This window comes from Glutamicibacter sp. (assembly GCF_035257265.1).
GTDB lineage: Bacteria > Actinomycetota > Actinomycetes > Actinomycetales > Micrococcaceae > Glutamicibacter.
Window position 1 is genome coordinate 77888 of the sequence record NZ_DATEXC010000050.1, and the last position, 18515, is coordinate 96402.

The following is an 18515-nucleotide window of genomic DNA, read 5'->3' on the forward strand; positions in this document are numbered from 1 at the left end:
GTCAGAGCGCAGTACCGTGCCGCTATGGGGATCTTCCTAGACTTTTGAGCACACGGCCCTAGGGGTGTGTGCACCGCTGACCGCGGGTCCTGCCTCTTTTGCCGGGACTGCCAGCTATGTGACCTGCACCGCACGCCGGTCCGGGTTGGGAGATAGACTGCTGGCATGGATATTCATGGTGAAATACGGGCATGCCTGGATGCCGCCATGGATCATGTCGGGACCGGCACGGGAACAACATTTCTCATTCACGGCGAAGGCGGCATCGGCAAAACGCGGTTGCTGCGCTCACTGATTGCGCGCGCAGACCACGCCGGATGGCGAACCATGTACGCAGCTGCTCACGATTACGACCAGGACATCGCCTATGCGACCTTGCGCAACGTGGCAGCGACAGTTGAAAACTCAGAATTACCCGCAGACGTCCGCGGGATCAGTGAACAACTGCAGCTTGCGCTGGACGACCTGGCCATGACCAGCACCGACGAGGTGACTTCCACGCAATTGCGCAGTCCGCCCCTGACGCTTTTCACACGTTTGGTGCGTTCTTTGAGTTTTGCGGCACCGGTGCTGTTAGTCATTGACGATGCGCACCTTTCAGACGAAGACAGTCTGGTGGCGTTGACGCTGGCAGCACGGCATCTTGTGGGACGCAAGCTCATGCTGGTCTTCGCCTCCCGCACCTCCCCGTGGAGTACCGGCCAGGCCTTGCACGCCACCATAGGCCATTTGGTCAGCGAGCATGAAGGCACGGTGCTGGAGCTTCACCCTGCCGCGGGCGAAAGCTTAGCGGCCCTGGCCGCCACGATTCTTGGAGCCCAGCCGGAAGCCCGGTTGTGCGGGTATCTTGCCGAACGCACCCGGGGCAACGCATTGCTGGTGCAGGAGACACTTCGAGCGTTACAAGGTGCCGGAGCGGTACGCATTGAGCAGTCCACGGCGTATCTGGTTGATGACTCTCCTCCCATGTTTTCACGTCGGGAGGCGTTATTACGCAGAGTTTTTTCCAGCACCGATACCGAATTAGAGGTCGCCCGGCACATTGCTGTCTGTGGCCGCGTGGACCTGGACTACTTGCCGCTGCTGGCACAGCTCACCGGGTTTTCCTCGCGCCGGGTGGCCAGTTCCTTTGATGCGTTGGTGGGAACCGGTGCGCTCAGCGAGACCACCGGAGGATGGTACGAATTCAGCCACCCGCTCATTGGCGAACTGCTCTATGAGGGGATCGGGCCGGCGAATCGGCGCACCATCCACGCCGCCATTGCACAGCACACCTCGGTGGGCGCACCCCGGCTGCGCATGACGCAACTGGAACGGGACCGGCATCTGGTTGAGGGCGCGGCACGTGGCGATGCCACCGCGATCAGCACCGCCTTGCGCACCGCGGACCAGGTGCTTCGGACCTCGCCACTGTCAGCCGCGCGTTGGTATGAGCGTTCTCTGGCGTTGATTCCCCCGGGAAGCCAGCAGATCGGTGAAGCGCTCAGCCGCCAGTCCATTGCCTACTGGAAAGGGTCTCGGCCCACCCAAGCCATCATTGCCGGGCAGCGGGCACTAGATGTTCTGCAGCCGGGGCGGAGCCTGGACCGCACGGTGGCGACCATGGTGAATTGTTTTAATTCGATGGGGAAACTGCGGCAGGCCGATGATTTACTTGTCCAGCAGTTACCGCATGTGCTGAACCCGGCAGCCTATCTGGCGCAGCGGGCCGCAATGCTTGCCCGGCTCGGGGAGAATGAACAAGCCCGGTCACTGATGGCCCAAGCGTGGGAGCAGGTTTCAAGTTGCCCACCTGCGGATCAAGTGATCGCTTACACCTATCTGGGGCAGGCCGAATGCAGCGTTGGAACGTTTGACAAGCTTGGAACTGCGGTTAGTTCTTTGGAAGAACTAGGACACAACGATTTGGAATTACCCAGCGGGGCTAGGACCAGCGCCTTTGAATCGGCGGCCCATAACGCCGCGCTAGCATCAGACACCGCGAACAGCATCCGCTTGTTGAAGCTTTCCCAGAAGCCTTCCTTGTTGGCGGGATTCGAAGATATTGGTGGACAGGCGGGGTTGGCCCGCTGTCTCGCCCTGTTTCAGCAGGGCCAGTGGACCCAGGCAATGCACACCATTGCCCAGGAAGCGGTGCACCTGGAATTCTCTGGACTTCGCAGCAACCTGGCCCGTCTGCGGACGGTGGAAGTCCAGATCCTGCTGGGCCGAGCTGAATTTGCCCGGGCGCAAGAAGTGCTCGAACGCAATAAATCTCACGTTGTGGGAACGAGCGAGTTTGCCCTCTGGCAGAGTGCGGCAGCCGGACTTGACGTGGCGATGGCACGCACACAGCAAGCGATCCCAGTGCTGGAACAGCAGCTGGAGCATGCGCAGAAGCATGGTTGGAATGAGGTGATCTCGTTGGCCAGCGCAAGTCTGATCGAAGCCTATCTGGCCAGTTCCATGAAAGGCCAAGCCCGGAAACTAGCTGAAGAATTATCCGCACATGCACAGCACACCAAGATGCCACGAGATCTAGGCTTGGCAAGCGTGTCCGGTGCGCTATGCCGGCTGGAGCTTGATGAAGCAGAAATATTGGTGAACAGGGCCAAGACACAGGGTGATGAATTCCTGGCGGCGCAAGGGCAGTACGCGCTGGCTTTGGCAGGGCGTGAGGTGCAGGAAAACTTGAGCTCGGCGTGGAAGAAGTTCAACAACATGGAAGCGGCCTTATGGCTCAAACGCGTTGAAGCAGCCGCCCGGGATCACGGAATTCTCATAGCGCGAACCAGCAGCCGCCGCGCGGAGATTGGGACGCTGACCGCGGTGGAACGCCAGCTGGTCACCATGCTGGCCGAGGGGCTGAGCAATAAGCAGTTGGCGGAAATACTCAGCTACAGCAACAAAACCATTGAGGCTTATCTGACCAAGCTCTACCGCAAGAGCGGGTACCCGTCGCGCGTTGAACTGATCGTGGCTTATGAGCGCGGCGATCTTCAAATGTCCTAGTCAGCGAAGCCGTGGCCCGTTGGAAGCAGGGAGAACCGCCACGGGCCACGGACAATCGCTCAAGGATCTATTTGTTCTCGCCGGGGTAGTAAAGACGTGAAACTACCTCGGCCACACAACCTGGTTTTTTCATCTCGCCGCCTAACTCTTGTTCGACGGTAATCTGAACTACCGACTGCGCCCAGTGCTCGGCACGATCCAGGGACAACAGCTTCACCCGGCCGCGCACCCGCGAATTAACCAGCACCGGTGCTGGGTAGCGGACCTTGTTTGACCCGTAATTCACACCCATTGCCACCCCGTTGACCTCATAGGCTTCGAATTTGAACCCCGAAACCAAGGACAACGTCAAGTAGCCATGCACCAAGGTCGCACCGTAGGGACCAGCAGCGGCCCTTGCGGGGTCGGTATGGATCCATTGATGGTCATTAGTCACCTCAGCGAAGGAGTTAATGTCGTCCTGGGTGATGGTCCGCCAATCGGTCACACCTAGTTCTTGGCCGACAGCTTGCTCAAACTCGTCGATGCTTTCAAAGATTTTCATGCCTTCGGGCCACCGGCCACATAGAGCACCTGACCGGAGACGAAACCAGCCTCATCATTGGCGAAAAATGAGACGGCGTTGGAAATGTCCGTTGGCTTCCCCGAACGGCGTACCGGAATCTCTGCCGCGCGTGCCGCGGTAAAGTCCTCAAAGCTCATCCCCATACGCTCGGCGGTTGCCACCGTCATCTCCGTTTCAATGAATCCGGGGGCAATCGCGTTGGCGGTGACACCGAAGGGGCCAAGCTCCAATGCCAAGGTCTTGGTGAAACCCTGTAAGCCGGCCTTAGCCGCCGAGTAATTAGCCTGGCCGCGGTTTCCCAGGGCCGAAGTGCTGGAGAGGTTGATGATTCGACCCCATTTGGCTTCCACCATGTACTTCTGCGTTGCCCGGGACATCAAAAATGAGCCACGTAAGTGGACATTCATGACGAGATCCCAATCGCTGACCTGCATTTTGAAGAGCAGATTGTCTCGAATAATTCCTGCGTTATTTACCAGCACGGTAGGGGCGCCCAACTGCGCTGCAACCTCTTCCACCGCCGTAGAGACCGATTTTTCATCAGACACGTCCGCCTTGATGCCCAACACCTTGTGTCCCTGATCGCTGAGTTCTGCGGTGATGTTTTTAATGCCTTTTTCATCCAGGTCGATGATAGCGACGTTCATCCCATCGGCGGCCAGCCGGCGAGCCACTTCAGCTCCGATGCCACGTCCTGCGCCGGTAATAATTGCCGTACGTTCTGCATCAATCATGATCAGACCTTCCTTCTGCCTGCCGGCAGGATTAGTGTGTAAAAAGTGTTTTTAGCGGTAGGTAACCCAAGTGCTCGGTAGATGCCCGTGATCGTTGAAACTGACCAAGGTGGTTCCGGACGAACCTGAAACGATCTTGCTGACTCCCGAATTGACCGTGACGCGGTTCAAAGCGAGCCACTGGTCAAAGCCGCCCTTGATAAGTTGCGCCGCGGTCCACGCGATCGCCCCTGAGCTGGAGACCACGACGGCGCTCTGCCCGGATCCTAAACTCGTCAGGGCAGTCGTTAAGGCGGTCCCAACACGTGTGGTGAAATCCGTGAAAGTTTCCGCATAGTCTTCATCGTGTGCTCCCGAAGCCCAGCGTGTTGAAGACTTTTCGAGGATCCGCTGGAAAGCCCGGCTGTCGGTCTTAGCTTGTGGATCCTGCTCGGGATACGCCTCAATGAGGTTGGTAGCACTGAACTCATCCCACCCGGTATCGGTAGTCACCGGCAGATCCCACCCGGCAGCACCGATAATCTCCTGCAGGGTTTGCTGTTGGCGAACCATATTCCCGGTCAGCACCCGTGAGGGGCTGATACCCAGAGCGCGCAGCTGAACGCCGAGTGCTCGTGACTGCTGGTGACCGCGCTCAGAAAGCAGGTCATAGTTCTGGGAACCGAAGGATGCTTGTCCGTGACGGACTAAATATAGGACGCTCACATTCAGGACGCTATCGGCAAAACTGGCCAATGAGTACCCTTAGCGGGGCTGTGGACCGAACTAGGGGGAATACCCTACGCCTTGGGTGGATCACTGCGCGGGCGCCGAGCGATAGATTGGTGCGCAAAGTTCCTTCTTGCTAAGGAAAACGCCATCATGCTGAGGAGCCCTGATGAATAGCCCAACCGAACCCGACGTGTTACTGACCGAAACCATAGGCGACGTGCTTGTCTTGAGCATTAACTCGATCGCCACCCGCAATTCAGTGGGACCAGAATTTTTTCGCCAGGCTGCCCTAAGCATCAAAGCTGCCGGAGCCAGCAAGAGCATTGGCGCCATTGTGCTCACCGGCGCTGGCGGGTTCTTTTCTTCCGGCGGTAATTTGAAGCAGTTGGAGCTGATCGGCCAGGCCACTGCGATGGTTCGAAGGTCCCGGCTTGAATTGCTGCATGAGCTGATTCGCGAAATTAAGTCATGCCCCAAACCCGTGATCATGGCGGTGGAAGGTGGCGCCGCCGGCGCGGGGATGTCCTTAGCGCTCGCCGGTGATCTACTGGTATCAAGCAACACCGCGTTTTTCAGCGCCGCCTATATCAAGGCGGGGCTGAGTCCAGATGGTGGCCTGACAGCTTCTCTCGCCCAGTGCCTGCCACGTCAGTTGTTTACCGAACTATGTCTGCTGGGGCAACGCATCGAGGCAAAACGCCTGTATGGACTGGGGGTGGTGAACGTACTTACCGAACCGGGGGATGCGCAGCGGGCCGCTGTGGCACTGGGGAAACAGCTGGCTCTCGGTCCCCAGCGAGCGACCGCGAGGATTCTGGAGTTGTGCCAAAGCGCTATCGCGAACAGCTTTGAACAGCAGCTGGAAGCCGAGGCCCACGCGATGGTCGCAAGCTTGGTGGATACCGAGTCATCGGAAGGGGTCGCGGCGGTGAGGGAGCGCCGCCGGCCTGACTTTAGAAGTTTGCGGCGCTAACGCCGACGTATCACCGTGATCGGTACTTCAACCGGCGCAATCGATGCAAGCTCATGAAATTAGGTCATCGTTGGAAGTGCAAAGTCTCCGCAAATCATGGTTCAGCGCTGGATTTCCGCTAGTTAACAAGCGAAATCGCTTGGTCCCATGATTTGCCGGGGAACGTATAATCTAATAAACCCAACGTGTCAAGGCTCACATCTTTGGGTATGTTCTTAGCTGCGATTGGAGGGACTGGGGCGATTCGCTGCGGGTGCCCTCGTTGCTAATGTGGTGTGCGTTACATGATCTGGCTCATTTTGTTCTCGGTATTGATCTGAATTTTCGCGTTACCGTCAGGACCTTTAAGAAGACGTGCAACTTACGAAGCGACGATGAACCAAGAACAGTGAAGAGGTGTATCCCTTGTCAGTACCTGCGATGCTAACCGGTAACACGAAAGTGGCCAAGACGCCCACAAACAGCAAGAGCTGGGGTCTGGTAGTACTGCTGCTGATCTTCTTCACCATGAACTTCGCAGATAAAGCTGCCGTGGGACTTGCCAGCGAACAGATTCGCGAGAGCATGAATTTGAACGCGGCACAGTATGGCATGCTGTCCAGCGCATTCTTTTGGCTCTTCGCCGTTGGCGCGGTGGTACTAACAGCAGTACTTAAACGAATTTCTTATAACTGGGCGGCGGGCATCTTGATGCTCACCTGGATCATGAGCATGCTGCCGATTACGGTACCGACGACTTTTGGTGTTCTGTTGACAAGCCGCATCCTCTTGGGATTCTTCGAAAGCCCGGCGCACGCCTTGGTCCAGTCGATCTTGCATGAACGTTTTCCGCCGGAGAAGCGTGCTCTTGCCGGCGCTATCGTTAACTCCGGTTCATCCGTTGGCCCCTTGCTTGCCGCCCCGGCGCTTACCTGGGTTATTTTGACTTGGGACTGGCACGCCTCATTCATCCTCTTGTCGGCTATCAGCATTCTCTGGCTCATTGTCTGGATGGCTTATGCCGACAAACTGCCGTTCTTCAAGCCAAAAACCATGGCGCACGCAAAACAAGACGTTTATGACAGCAACGCCGATATCAACGTTCCATTCAGTCGCCTGCTGATGTCCCGCAGCTTCTGGGGGCTGGCCGCCTTGTCCTTCTCCGGTTATCTCATTAGCTCGTTGAAGGTAACGTGGCTTCCCGCGTTCCTCCACGAGGGACTTGGATACAGCAGCGAAACGGTGGGCTTGCTTGTCCCGATTCCTTACGCGGTGGCAATTATCATCCTCATCTCGGCGGGTGTAATTTCTGGACGTCTGTTGAAGAGAGGCTATTCTTCCCGGGTGGCAAGGTCCTTTTTGACCGCAGGCTTCTTGCTGTTCTCCGGAGTGTGCATGATGCTCTTTGCCGAGCTTCCCCCCGGACCGCTCCAGCTAGTGATGGTGGTGGCCGCTTTCTCGATCAACTCGGTGGCATTTACCGTCGGGTTTGCGGGAGCTTCGGATTTCTTGCCAGCGCGTCAACGCACAGCTTTCTTCGGTTGCATCATTGCCGTGTATAGCCTGGCTGGAATGATCGCGCCCCTAGGACTGGGAATTATTGTTGAGCTGGCCTCCACCCCTACGGAGGGGTACGCCAACGGCTTCTTCATAGTGGGCATCTTGATTTGCATCTTTGGTGTTATCGGCGGTCTGCTTCTGGACCCCGCCAGAGAACGCGAACGGCTGCTATTGCTCACCAAAAAATTTGAGGCAGAAAACGCACTGCGCGGTTAAATACCTTCGTTCAACGCTCCCAGAGCATTGCGCATACTCCCTAGCGCCAAGGCACTCAACCGTCGGCGCACCCTTCCCGACAGGAACGATGATTCATGACAGATTTTCTTGATTACCCGGATTACCTTTTACTGGATGCAGAGCTCAGTGATACTGATCTAGCACTCAGAGATCGTGTGCGTTCTTTCGGATTGCAGCGCATTGAACCGATCATCAATGATTATTGGGAACGAGCAGATTTCCCCCATGAACTCATTCCCGGGTTGCGTGATCTTGGAATCGTTGGCACCTTCATCCAGGGCTATGGCTGTCCCGGATTCACCCGTCATGCTGCGGGAATTGTCGCTCGTGAAATGGGACGTATTGATGGGTCAGTCAATACATTCTTGGGGGTGCACTCAAATTTGTGCATGGGATCCATCTACATGCTCGGTAATGAAGAGCAACGCCAACGGTGGCTGCCAGCTATGGCGCGTCTAGAAAAAACTGGAGCTTTCGCACTGACCGAACCAAACCACGGCTCGGATTCAGTCTCACTGGAAACATCTGCTCGTCGAGAGGGAGACGTTTGGGTTCTCAATGGCCACAAACGCTGGATCGGCAACGGGCATGAAGCCGACGTGATAGTGCTTTACGCACGCGACGAAGCAGATGGAAACGTCAAGGCATTCATCGTGGAACGAGCAGAAGACGGTCAGTACCCTGACGGTTACCGTCCCACGCCCATAGCCGGAAAGATCGCCAAGCGAGCTATCTTGCAAGCCGATATTCTCATTGAAAATCTCCGCGTACCTGCAGAGAACCAGCTGGAGCACTGCGAATCCTTCGCCGGAGTGAACCGCGTGTTAAAGGCGACCCGAGGCGGAGCTTCGTGGGAAGCAGTAGGGCACGGCATGGCGGCCTTTGAAATGGCTACACGTTATGCCCTGCAGCGTGAGCAGTTCGGTGCGCCAATTGCCAGCTATCAGTTGGTTCAGGAAAAACTCTCCACCATGCTCTCGGAGCTAACGAGCATGCAGTTGATGTGTACTCGCATGGCGCAACTGCAGGAACGCGACGAATTAACCGCCGCAATGGCTTCAATGATCAAGATGACCACCTCACGCAAGGCACTGATGATGTGCCGCGAAGCCCGTGACATGATGGCAGGCAATGGATTGCTCTTGGAAAACCATGTGGCACGGCATCTGACGGATATGGAAGTGGTGTCCACCTATGAAGGCACCGATTCGATGCAGGCACTCATTGTTGGACGAGATATTACCGGAATTTCGGCTTTCACCCGGAAACAGTCAAACAAATAATTACTGTTCAGACGCTTCCGTTCGGTGTCCGAGCCAGTGACAGGCCCGTAGCGGGAACCCGGACTTCCGGATTCACGTTATGAGCCACGACTCGTTGCCTTGGCTGCGTGAGAGGTTTACTAGCATGTCAACGAATCAGCCGAATGCGGCATGAGAAGAAACGGGCAGAAGAACTGGCCAAGGGTGCGTTAGCTGGTGGGATATCAGCGGTACGGCAGTGTCGAAGAGCCGGATCTTCCTCATAATATTTGGGAGCTGGATCGGATCCGCATGAAGCAACTTCTCCCGCAACGGAAGTTGCTGCTCAAAACTCGCAAAGGGGCCAAGATCCGCTAGAAGCCTGCGACTGCTCACCAGCATGTGGTGCTCCATCCTGCGGCGAGGAAGACAGCACGATGAGGGTCTATTGCCCGGAGGTTTTCATCCGACGCAACGCAGACGCCGTTGAATTATCGGAAATTGGCAATGGGGGCTTCGAGAGAAGATTTGTCATCTCTCGAAGCCCCCATTGTGCGGCACTAGATGGTTCGCTTCACTTAGCTCTTGACCGCCAGCACCGGACAGTCAGCCTCAATCAAGATGCGCTGAGCGATGCTTCCCATCAGTAGTTTGCCCACTCGTGAGCGTTTACGCAGCCCCAAGACGATCATCGAAACTTCGTGTTCCTGTTCGGCTTGAAGCACGGCGTCGGCGGCGTCGTGAACCGTTGCCGGGTGCGCCAGGATGCGCACCGGCACCCCGAAATCCATGAGCGTGTTCACGTCGATTCCCAGCTGCTCCTCGGTAACTGGCTCCTTTTCGAGGTTGACCACGAGCAGGGAGTCGTGGGACTTATGGGCCTCGGCTAAACCCCGCCGTATTGCCGCGCGACCCGAGTCCGTGTTGCTATAACAAGCCAAGATAGCCATGTGTTTCTCCTTTTCGAAAACGTGGTGCTACAGCCATGAAGTTAACAGTCCCTGTGGAAGATCAATCGGCAGCAGGGAAGGCAGGGCCAGCATGAGGGCAAAGAACACCAGGGTGTAGATAATCGTTGTCTTCAATTTCGCTCTGGCAACCATAAGCAAGAACGCGGGGATGAAGATAGAAATTGCCGCGAGGTATCCAATGAGTCCGGCGAGCAGGAGGAATCCTCCCATCCAAGCGAATGTGCGGAAGGCGAACGAGGCATCCTGCGTCCACCGGGCACCCCAGCCAAATTTGCCGGTTTGAGCAATTGCCGGTTGAGGCGGCTGAATCGAACCGCTCGAAAGCCGGCCAGAGGAGACAACCGATTCACTCGCCGCGGCGGAACCCGATGAACGAAGTGCTGTTGTTCCCGTGGAATGCACGGCAGCTTCACTTGGAGCCGTGGCGTAGAGCGAAGCTTCCACTGAAACCTGCTGCCTTGAAGCGAGCACGCGCTTGCGTGAACGCAGCTCTTGAAGCACCAGGACCAGGGCCATGATGACTCCGAGCCAGCCGATGAGTTGCGGAACGAGCCGTGCATCGGGGGAGTAGCTTGCCGAGAGCACCAGCGAACCGGAGAAAATCACCAGCAGTACAGCGGAGGTCACCAGCGACCAAATCGAGTTCTTCAACGGGGCTTCGGCATCTGGAGCAGCATCTACCAGCTGGTCGTCATCCGCGCTGAGCTTGCGGCGAGCACGGAACCACTTGAAGACATTCCAGAGAATTGGAAGGACGAGGATTGCAATGAACACCATGGTGCCCGGACGCAGCATCCAATCGAAGCCTTCGTAGAGGCTATCGGTCAGGAAGTAGTAGCGCTCCAGCGGGATGGCAAGCACAAAGCCGATGAGGAATGGTGCCCGCGGGAAGCCGGTTGACTTCAACAACCAGCCAGCAACGCCGAGCAGCAGCATGATCCACAGGTCGCCGATCTGGCCGCTCTCCTGGAAGGAGCCAAGCAGCATGATGACTACTAGGCCGGCGGCCAAGATGGCAAACGGTACTTTGGTCAGCGAGGACAGCGGGCGTACGGTCAGGAAGCACAATAGCGCGCCGAGCACCGAAGCGATCGCGAAGGACCAGATGATCAGATACATCAGATCAAGATGCTCGTTGATGATGCTTGGACCGGGCTGGATGCCGTAGGTCAGCAGCATGCCCAGCAGCATTGCCGAGGGAACGCCGCCCGGGATTCCGAACAAGAAGGTCGGAATCAGATCGCCGGCCTCCACCGAGTTGTTGGCGCTTTCCGGGCCGACGATGCCGCGCGGGTCGCCCTTGCCGAACTGGGTCTTGTCTTTGGCGGTTGCTACCGCCTGGCCATAGGCCAGCCAGGTGCCCGCTGTGGCGCCGACGCCCGGAAGGATTCCAGCCCAGATGCCGATGAGTCCACCGCGTAGAACCTGGCTCCAGTGAGTCAGCCATTCGCGGATGCCCGAACCCCAGCCGCCCTCGACCTTAACCTGCGTGGTGTCTCCGCGACGCTGGCTTGCCCGCGAAGCGATTTCTGCCAGGCCGAAGACGCCGAGCGCCACCGCAACCAGCGAGAGCCCGTCGCCCAGGAAGAGCGAACCGAAGGTGAAGCGTTCCTCGGCAGTGGTTGGCGAGGTGCCAATCATGCCGACCATAAGTCCAAGGGCACCTGCGGTCAGGCCCTTGATGACATTTCCGCGGGAAAGCACGGCGGCCAACGCGACTCCGAGCACCGTGAGCATGAACAGCTCCGGGCTGGCGAAGGAGAGGACCAGCGGACGAGCCAACGGGATGGCCAGGGTCAGTCCGACGGCGCCAATGATGCCGCCTGCCATGGAGGAGAGGAACGCCAGGCTCAACGCCCGTTTGGCTTGTCCCTTTTTCGCCATGGAATAGCCGTCAAGCATTGTCACCGAGGCTGAAGCGGATCCCGGGGCTCCGAGTAGCACCGCGGAAACGGTATCCGAGGTGTGCACTACCGCGAGCGCACCGATGAGCATCGCCAGCGCGGGGGCTGGGTCCATGCCGAAGGTAATCGGCAGCAAGATGGCCACGGAGGCAGTGCCGCCCAGGCCGGGAATAAGTCCCATGACTAAGCCGGCCAGAACCCCAACGAGCAGCATCAGCAGCAAGCTCGGGTCCGTCAGCGAAACCAATGCGGACATTGCAGAATCTAACATTGTTCGCTCCTTAGTGTATTTCTACTCCGTAGGAGTCCTTGAGCAGGCTGGTGACGTAGCTCTTGGTCTCCTCACTGACGGTGTAAGCTTCCTTGACGCGCTCGGCAAGCTTGTCATCGGCAACGATGGGGTAGCCGCCGAGGATATCCTCGGCGCGGTCGTTGAATTCTTCGTTTTCGGAGAGCTTATGCGCCGACTCGCGCAGCAGGTCAAGTGCTTGAACCGGCACCTCAGCCGGGGCCCAAAGTCCCTTCTGGTAGGTGTAGGTCAAGCCGAGCAGGGTCCGGTAGGCCTCAAGCTTTGGACCTGCCGGCGCCTCGCCATGGATATCCTCGTAGGCTTCAACGACGGTTGGCACCTTCGGGAAGTTTGGATCGCGGACGATTTCACCCTGCTCATTGAGCTGGCCGAAGGACATCAGCACCTTTGCCGAGCCGTCTTCGGCGATGGGGCGAACGGCCGATTCATAGGAGGAGGTGGTGGTGTAATCGATATCGACTTCCCCGCGCTGCAAGGCCAGGTTGACCGGACCGCGGCCCTCGAAGCCAAAGGTCGAGGTCACATCGGCTTCCAGCAGGTCAAAGGCGACCAGAGTGGTCAGATCCAACCCGGTGGCGGCGATTCCGCCGAAGACCAGTGGCTTGTCTCTATCGACCAGGTCGCGCACGTCGTTGATTCCTGCCTCGGTGCGTCCGTAGATCACTCCGCCGGTGCCGTTGACCATAATTGGCTCCAGCTTGTCGAAGGAGTAGCGCACCACGTCGCGGCCCAAAACCCAGGGCACTACCGTGGTGGCGGTGCTGACCAGAAGCTCGGTTCCGTTCTCATCGGCGGAGGTCGCAAACCGGTTGCTGCCGGTGATTCCTTCGCCACCTGATTCGTTGGTCGGGGCGAAGCCTGGAGTGCCGGGGATCTGGTGGATCAATTCCTGGCCGATGAAGCGTGCCCAGGTATCGGTGCCGCCGCCTTCCGCCAGGGGGATGACCAGTTCCAGGGTTTCTCCGGCATAGTCGCCGTCCGTGGTGGTTGCTGGTGGGTTCAGCAGTCCTCCGGCAATGAGCGTCGTGCCAAGACCAAGGGCTGCGAACACACCCACCGAAGCGAGCACCGTGCGCCGCTTATGCGGTGCGGGGTCAGGCAGGTGGGTCTCCTCGAAGTCCGGAACCAGCGGTTCATCGATTTCCACCAGTTCGGAGGTCAGGTGCATCTGCGCCGGGCCGTCTGCTGGGTCCGTGACCGGGTCGAAGCTCAAGGTTGCCTCGGCGAGAAGACGCGCAGTGCGCGTGGTTCCGACGACCTCGGACCCGCCGATACTCCGGTACCAGGTTTCGATGGCTCCGGCAGGTGTCTGCAGACGAAGTTTTTCCTCCGCCGCGCCGCTCAATAGCGAAGCGATGATAGAACCCGGGGTTCTGGCGGCCAGAGTGAGTCCCACGCTGCCGGTGATGGCCAGCGCCGGGTGCGGTGCACCCATTGAAAGCATCATGACCTTGAAGTCGCATTCCGAGCCGGCCTCCGGGGCGGCTACGATGGCGAGTTTGGGAATCGCCCGCTGTGCGGAGACGATGTCTTCGGCCAGACCCATGGCCACGGCTCCGGCTCGGCGGATCCTGTCCAAGCGCGCTAGTTCGGTGGTTGACTCGGTGGTCCAGAGAGAAAAATCCACTTCGCCAAGCGCGGCGTCCTGCGCACTGATGATGACCACCGGTGCGCCAGCGTCGACCAGGGTAGCTTCGAGATTCTCGAATTGGCCGCCGGCAACCGTTGGCACCTGGAGTACGGTGCGGGCTTCTCCGCTGGGCAGCAGTTTGCCTGTGGTGCCGCCTGCAGGATCCACGAATCCGATTTCCACCGGTTCTCCGGGGAAAGGCACGCCAGGAATGAAAGTATCCGCGGTTCGGTGAGCCGGCGACTGCGGAACGGCAAGCCGCTCGTGCAGGATTTGGCCGGTGTTGGTATTGCGGATTCTTACGGAGACTTCGCCATTGGAGGCGCTGACCCAACCGCGGTCGAGCGCATAGGGTGCGATGACTGCAGAGCAGTTACCGCAGTTGCTGCCCCAATCCACCACAGCCTGGTCGATGCCAACCTGTGCGAAGGTGTACTCGACATCGATGCCGGGTTCGGTGCTTGGGGTCAGGATGACGGCTTTGCTCGTCGTTGAGCTTCCGCCGCCGATGCCATCAATCTGGCGCGGATCGGGAGACCCGAAGAGGCGAAGCAAAACCTCGTCAACGGTAAAGCCGGCGACTTCGAGTTCGCTTCGTTCAAACACCCAGCACTTGCTGGTACCCCCACGCATCCACGTAGCCTTAACTAATCGTTTAATTGGATTCACCTAATCTATCGAGATCATCGCGCCAAGCACCATTTGTGATGTGCCGCACGTCCGTTATGTACTGATGATCCGTTAAAGATGAATGCATTAGTAGTTACAAAAATTGCATTAGATTGAAGCATCGCTGAATTCGTAGACTACGCAGGGGCTGCTGAGGGGCGTGTTCGTCTTATGGGTGCGATTCGGATGCCGAAGTGCTTGAAAGTTTAGATGTAAATCCAGTAAATGTTGTGGTTCTGGAGTATATTTAAGTATTGCTACAAGGAGGCGGCATGCTCGACGTAAAGAGATTACAAATATTGCTCGCAGTAGTCGAAGGTGGTTCCGTCACCTCGGCTGCGGATGAACTTTTCTATACTCCGTCGGGAGTTTCCCAGCAGCTGCGCAAGCTCGAAGAGGAGGTTGGGCAGCCCCTGCTTCAGCGCCACGCGCGAGGCATGACGCCTACGGACGCGGGTCATGTTCTTGCCTCCCATGCCAGGCGCATCTTGCAGCACATGGATGCCGCGATTTCAGACTTGGATCAGCTGGCAGGGCTTAAAAGCGGAAGCTTGAGCCTGGGGACTTTTCCCACCCTCGGCAGTTCGTTCATGCCATTGGTGATTAGCCGCTTCCGCAAGCTGTATCCCTCGGTAAATCTTGATGTGCGAAGTACCAGATTGCAAGAGCTCATATCGCTGCTCTCCAAGGGGGAAATCTCCTTGGGGTTGCTCTGGGAATATGAGTGGCACAAATTGAACCGTGCGGACTTTGAGCTGACGACGCTGTTCACGGAGCCGACGGTACTTGTGGTTGGCGTTGAACATCCGTTTGCGCAGTTCGATGAGATTGATATGGGCGATACGGCTCATGAACAGTGGATCGTGCGCGCGAACGAGCATCCGGTGGCCGAACTTCTGGAGCGAACATGTAACACTGCAGGGTTTTCTCCGAAGATTTCATTTCAAGCAAATGACTATCAAGAGGCTCAGGCAATGGTCTCCGTGGGTTTGGGTATTGCCTTGGCGCCGAAATCCGCGGTGATGAATAATCATCCCGGCGTAAAGATCCTGTCACTGGGTCAAGCTGCCGCTCCGCGCAGCGTGGTTCTGGCCCAGCGCCGGGATCGAGTCCGGGCGCCGGCGGAGAATGCGTTCCAGTCGCTGCTGGTAGAAATGAGTCAAACCTGGATTCGGTAGGAGCACCGAGGGTTAGGCTTGCTCCGGGTACCGGACAGTGGCGTTTTCATCAAGGACGGCGCCGGCGCTGAGCTGGGCTTCTGCGGTTTTACCCGGACCCATAATATGCAGCATGTGAATCTTGCGGGCCAGCAAGTGGTCGGCGATAATTCTCCGGTGGCAGCGCCACCACACGGCTTCGGAGCACATGGCCACCGTGTTGGCTGCGGCACCCAGATGACTGAGTTCGTCCAGCGCCACCACAAAATCCGGGGAGAGCGCATGGTCGGCATAGTTGTGGAAACTCCGGTTTTCCCACCATGCATTGACCTCGAAGGGGATGGTTTTGCTTACTGTGCGTCGCCCCTGAAGCGGTTCGAGGCGCCGCAGATCGATGCGCTCAGCCGCGAGAGACGTGGCTAAAGCGTCAAAGTTGAAGTGCGGGAACTTCGCGGACCCGGCGAGTTTTCTGACATCGATAACCTGTTCAATCGCATTCTCCTGCAGCAGTTCCACGAACTCTTCGAGTGTTCGATTTGAATGTCCAATGGTGAAGATCTGCGTGGCTTCCACGTGGCTCACTGGTCTTTGAGCAGTCTCAGCGCGCCGCCCTTATGTGCCGCGACGTGGTCAGTCTTGTCGCTCTTGATTTCATATTGCGGGTCTTCTTCAGAGGCGCGGTGGGTATGGCCTTTGTAGTCGAAGTCGGCAGTGTGCACCTTGATGATCTTGCCCGATACCCTGCCTGCCTCGGAATTCCACGAGACGTGATCACCTTTCGAAAATGCTTGCGTCATGCTGGCTCCTTTCGCTTTTCTCCATTCAAGCATCTGTGTCTTGTGCTGTCATCAAGCGGCTTGCCAGTTTCCCGGCCAGTCGAAGGGCTAGTCGAAATTAAAAATCCTTGACCTGTGACCGGTGTCTGTTTTAGGCTTCAAGGTATTCTGATATACCAGTCGGATATTAACAATATTAGGGTGGTATCGACCGGCATCTTGGTACTCGCTATCGAGTATCTGCGCCTGCATTGCCATGACAGCACTGCAAGTCGATTCAGCATCAGCGCCTCATCCGGCCCGAAGGGGACCACATTGATGTCCAGCGAAACAGTCACCAGCTATCTTGAGCGGCTCGCTTCCAAAGCGCCGACTCCGGGAGGCGGTGCGGCCGCGGCCATGCAGGTGGCGCAGGGTGCGGCCTTGGTGTCCATGGCGGCCGAATTTACCGCCGGCCCACGTTTTCGCGACGTGGAGGCGGAAGCCCGGCAAATCGCTAAGCGTGCGCGCATTCTGATGCGCTCTGCACTGTATGCCGCGCAGGAAGACGAACGCTGCTTCGGACAGCTGAGTAGCGCTTATCGAATGCCAAAAGATCAAATGGGGCAACGTTCGGCTGCGATTCAAGAAGCAACCATGGTAGCCAGTGAACCTTTGGTCAGTACCGTCGAAATCTCGGCTGTTGTCGTGACGCTCGCTCAGCGTTTATTAGCTATTGGCAATCCGTCGGTGCTCAGTGACGTGGCGGCCGCGGCGGAAGCGGCCCGCGCAGCAACGCGTACAGCGGTCACAACCCTGGAAATGAATATCGCTGCACTCAACGCACAGAAGCATCGCGACCGGCTGATCGGCACCGTCAACCAAGCAGTGGCAACCATCGCCGCAGCGGAACTGCTCAGCGATCAGGTTCGCGCGGCGGTCACCGTATGAGCGCGCGCATATTGTTCGGTGGACCGGTAGCCGGAAAAGTTCGTCAGCGCCTCGGTGACCTCGTCACGCAGTTAGCCACTGAGCACATCACGCCCAAAGTTGCTGTCATCGTAGCTACGGATAATGAAGCCACCAATTGGTATGTCGGATCGATCGCGCGGACTGCGGCAAAGCTCGCAGTGGCCTGTGAAGTGTTTGATCTCGGCGAAGCTACCGAAGGGGAAATTGCCGAAACAATCAAGACACTGAATGCCGATGAGCTAATTCATGGCATCATCTTGCAAACCCCGCTTCCGCAGGGAATTGACGTCTCTTCACTGGTCAAACTGATAGACCCGGCCAAAGATATTGACGGAGCTAACCCAGTTAGTCTCGGCCGGCTGAGTGTTGGACAAGCTGCCTTCGCTCCAGCCACCGCGCGGTCGGTGATGGAAATCCTTGAGCACTACCGGATCGCGCTGTCCGGAAAGCATGTGGCGGTGATAGGCCGCTCCACGGTGGTTGGCAAACCGCTGGCGCAACTACTGTTGCAACGTGACGCGACGGTCACCATCTGTCATTCGCGCACCGTTAACTTAGCCGAACATACCCGACGGGCCGAGGTGTGTGTGGTGGCTGCTGGTCAGCCACACCTGCTCACGGCCAACGAGGTGGCAGCGCACTCGGTGGTGATAGACGTTGGAACTCACGTGAGTGAATCCGGTGAGCTCACCGGGGATGTGCAAACCGACTCGGTGCAGCCCCTGGTCTCGGCATTGAGCCCGGTGCCTGGGGGAGTGGGCACGGTGACCACTGCTTTGCTGCTTTTGCACACGGTTCAAGCGGCCGCCAATTTCCTTGAGCGTCGTCGCCGAGAGGAGTGCCAGATGAGCGCAGGCCGGTAGTTGTCAGACCGCCAACGTGACGTGTTTGCTGGGCAATCCAGCTCGCAGGCGCGGAGGAGGAACGCGGTAACTGCAAGTAACTGGTGGACCCATAACTGACACCACGCGCGGGCCAGGATCCTTGGTGGAATCGCTGGCCGTCACTGCGTCGGATGTTTGCCGCCGCATCATCGCGAGGAAGGTCGATGGTGCGGCGGTGCAGTGCCTGCAGCGTGATCATCACGGCTTGAACCGGTAGCCAAATGAAACAGCAACGTGTGTCCCGTAATTGCATGTCGGAACTCATAACTAAC

The 18515-nt window shown here is 57.8% G+C and carries 15 protein-coding genes; 7 read left to right on the forward strand and 8 right to left on the reverse strand.

The features are described 5' to 3' along the window. Window positions 1–207: 207 nt before the first annotated feature. The gene (locus tag VJ369_RS13335) at window positions 208–2991 is read left to right on the forward strand and encodes a helix-turn-helix transcriptional regulator (RefSeq protein WP_324092558.1); all 2784 of its coding nucleotides are present in this window, start codon (window positions 208–210) and stop codon (window positions 2989–2991) included. 67 nt (window positions 2992–3058) lie between these two features. On the opposite strand, the gene VJ369_RS13340 is transcribed toward VJ369_RS13335, so the two are convergent. Genes VJ369_RS13340 through VJ369_RS13350 form a run of 3 tightly spaced genes read right to left on the reverse strand, consistent with a single transcriptional unit; the run spans window position 3059 to window position 4995 of the window. Further along, on the reverse strand, window positions 3059–3535 hold the full coding sequence (locus VJ369_RS13340; protein ID WP_324092559.1) for a MaoC family dehydratase: 477 nt from the start codon (window positions 3533–3535) through the stop codon (window positions 3059–3061). Continuing rightward, the gene (fabG, locus tag VJ369_RS13345) at window positions 3532–4290 is read right to left on the reverse strand and encodes a 3-oxoacyl-ACP reductase FabG (protein WP_324092560.1); all 759 of its coding nucleotides are present in this window, start codon (window positions 4288–4290) and stop codon (window positions 3532–3534) included. Before fabG ends, VJ369_RS13340 begins: the two co-directional genes overlap by 4 nt. 51 nt (window positions 4291–4341) lie before the next feature. Next, entirely contained in the window at window positions 4342–4995 is a 654-nt protein-coding gene (locus VJ369_RS13350; RefSeq protein ID WP_324092561.1) for a histidine phosphatase family protein, read from the reverse strand. A 172-nt stretch (window positions 4996–5167) separates the two neighbouring features. Between VJ369_RS13350 and VJ369_RS13355 the strand changes: the two genes are divergently transcribed. The 3 genes from VJ369_RS13355 to VJ369_RS13365 all read left to right on the forward strand — a co-directional run bounded on the left by VJ369_RS13355 (window position 5168) and on the right by VJ369_RS13365 (window position 9033). Next, window positions 5168–5974: an oxepin-CoA hydrolase, alternative type gene (locus tag VJ369_RS13355; RefSeq protein ID WP_324092562.1), complete on the forward strand. Its 807-nt coding sequence runs from the start codon at window positions 5168–5170 to the stop codon at window positions 5972–5974. 405 nt (window positions 5975–6379) lie between these two features. Next, window positions 6380–7729 (forward strand): MFS transporter, encoded by a 1350-nt coding sequence (locus VJ369_RS13360; RefSeq protein WP_324092563.1) that lies wholly within the window; start codon window positions 6380–6382, stop codon window positions 7727–7729. A gap of 95 nt (window positions 7730–7824) precedes the next feature. After that, entirely contained in the window at window positions 7825–9033 is a 1209-nt protein-coding gene (locus tag VJ369_RS13365; protein WP_324092564.1) for an acyl-CoA dehydrogenase family protein, read from the forward strand. A gap of 536 nt (window positions 9034–9569) precedes the next feature. Here VJ369_RS13365 and VJ369_RS13370 read toward each other — a convergent pair. From VJ369_RS13370 to VJ369_RS13380, 3 genes are read right to left on the reverse strand one after another with little or no spacing between them, the layout of a single operon-like run. Further along, window positions 9570–9941 (reverse strand): universal stress protein, encoded by a 372-nt coding sequence (locus tag VJ369_RS13370; RefSeq protein ID WP_324092565.1) that lies wholly within the window; start codon window positions 9939–9941, stop codon window positions 9570–9572. Between the two features lie 27 nt (window positions 9942–9968). Then, window positions 9969–12137, reverse strand: a complete 2169-nt coding sequence (locus VJ369_RS13375) for a tripartite tricarboxylate transporter permease (protein ID WP_324092566.1) — start codon at window positions 12135–12137, stop codon at window positions 9969–9971. Between the two features lie 10 nt (window positions 12138–12147). Beyond that, window positions 12148–14475 carry a PrpF domain-containing protein gene (locus tag VJ369_RS13380; RefSeq protein ID WP_324092567.1) on the reverse strand — a complete coding sequence of 776 codons (2328 nt, stop codon included), beginning with the start codon at window positions 14473–14475 and terminating at the stop codon, window positions 12148–12150. A 272-nt stretch (window positions 14476–14747) separates the two neighbouring features. Here VJ369_RS13380 and VJ369_RS13385 point away from each other — a divergent pair, with 272 nt between their 5' ends. After that, entirely contained in the window at window positions 14748–15653 is a 906-nt protein-coding gene (locus tag VJ369_RS13385; protein WP_324092568.1) for a LysR family transcriptional regulator, read from the forward strand. 12 nt (window positions 15654–15665) lie between these two features. On the opposite strand, the gene VJ369_RS13390 is transcribed toward VJ369_RS13385, so the two are convergent. Then, window positions 15666–16214 carry a DUF488 domain-containing protein gene (locus VJ369_RS13390; RefSeq protein ID WP_324092569.1) on the reverse strand — a complete coding sequence of 183 codons (549 nt, stop codon included), beginning with the start codon at window positions 16212–16214 and terminating at the stop codon, window positions 15666–15668. Beyond that, entirely contained in the window at window positions 16211–16429 is a 219-nt protein-coding gene (locus tag VJ369_RS13395; RefSeq protein WP_324092570.1) for a DUF2945 domain-containing protein, read from the reverse strand. The genes VJ369_RS13390 and VJ369_RS13395 overlap by 4 nt, the downstream gene beginning before the upstream one ends. Before the next feature lie 297 nt (window positions 16430–16726). Between VJ369_RS13395 and VJ369_RS13400 the strand changes: the two genes are divergently transcribed. Further along, window positions 16727–17338 (forward strand): cyclodeaminase/cyclohydrolase family protein, encoded by a 612-nt coding sequence (locus VJ369_RS13400; protein WP_324092571.1) that lies wholly within the window; start codon window positions 16727–16729, stop codon window positions 17336–17338. Beyond that, window positions 17335–18222, forward strand: a complete 888-nt coding sequence (locus VJ369_RS13405) for a bifunctional 5,10-methylenetetrahydrofolate dehydrogenase/5,10-methenyltetrahydrofolate cyclohydrolase (RefSeq protein ID WP_324092572.1) — start codon at window positions 17335–17337, stop codon at window positions 18220–18222. The genes VJ369_RS13400 and VJ369_RS13405 overlap by 4 nt, the downstream gene beginning before the upstream one ends. Window positions 18223–18515 lie beyond the last annotated feature (293 nt).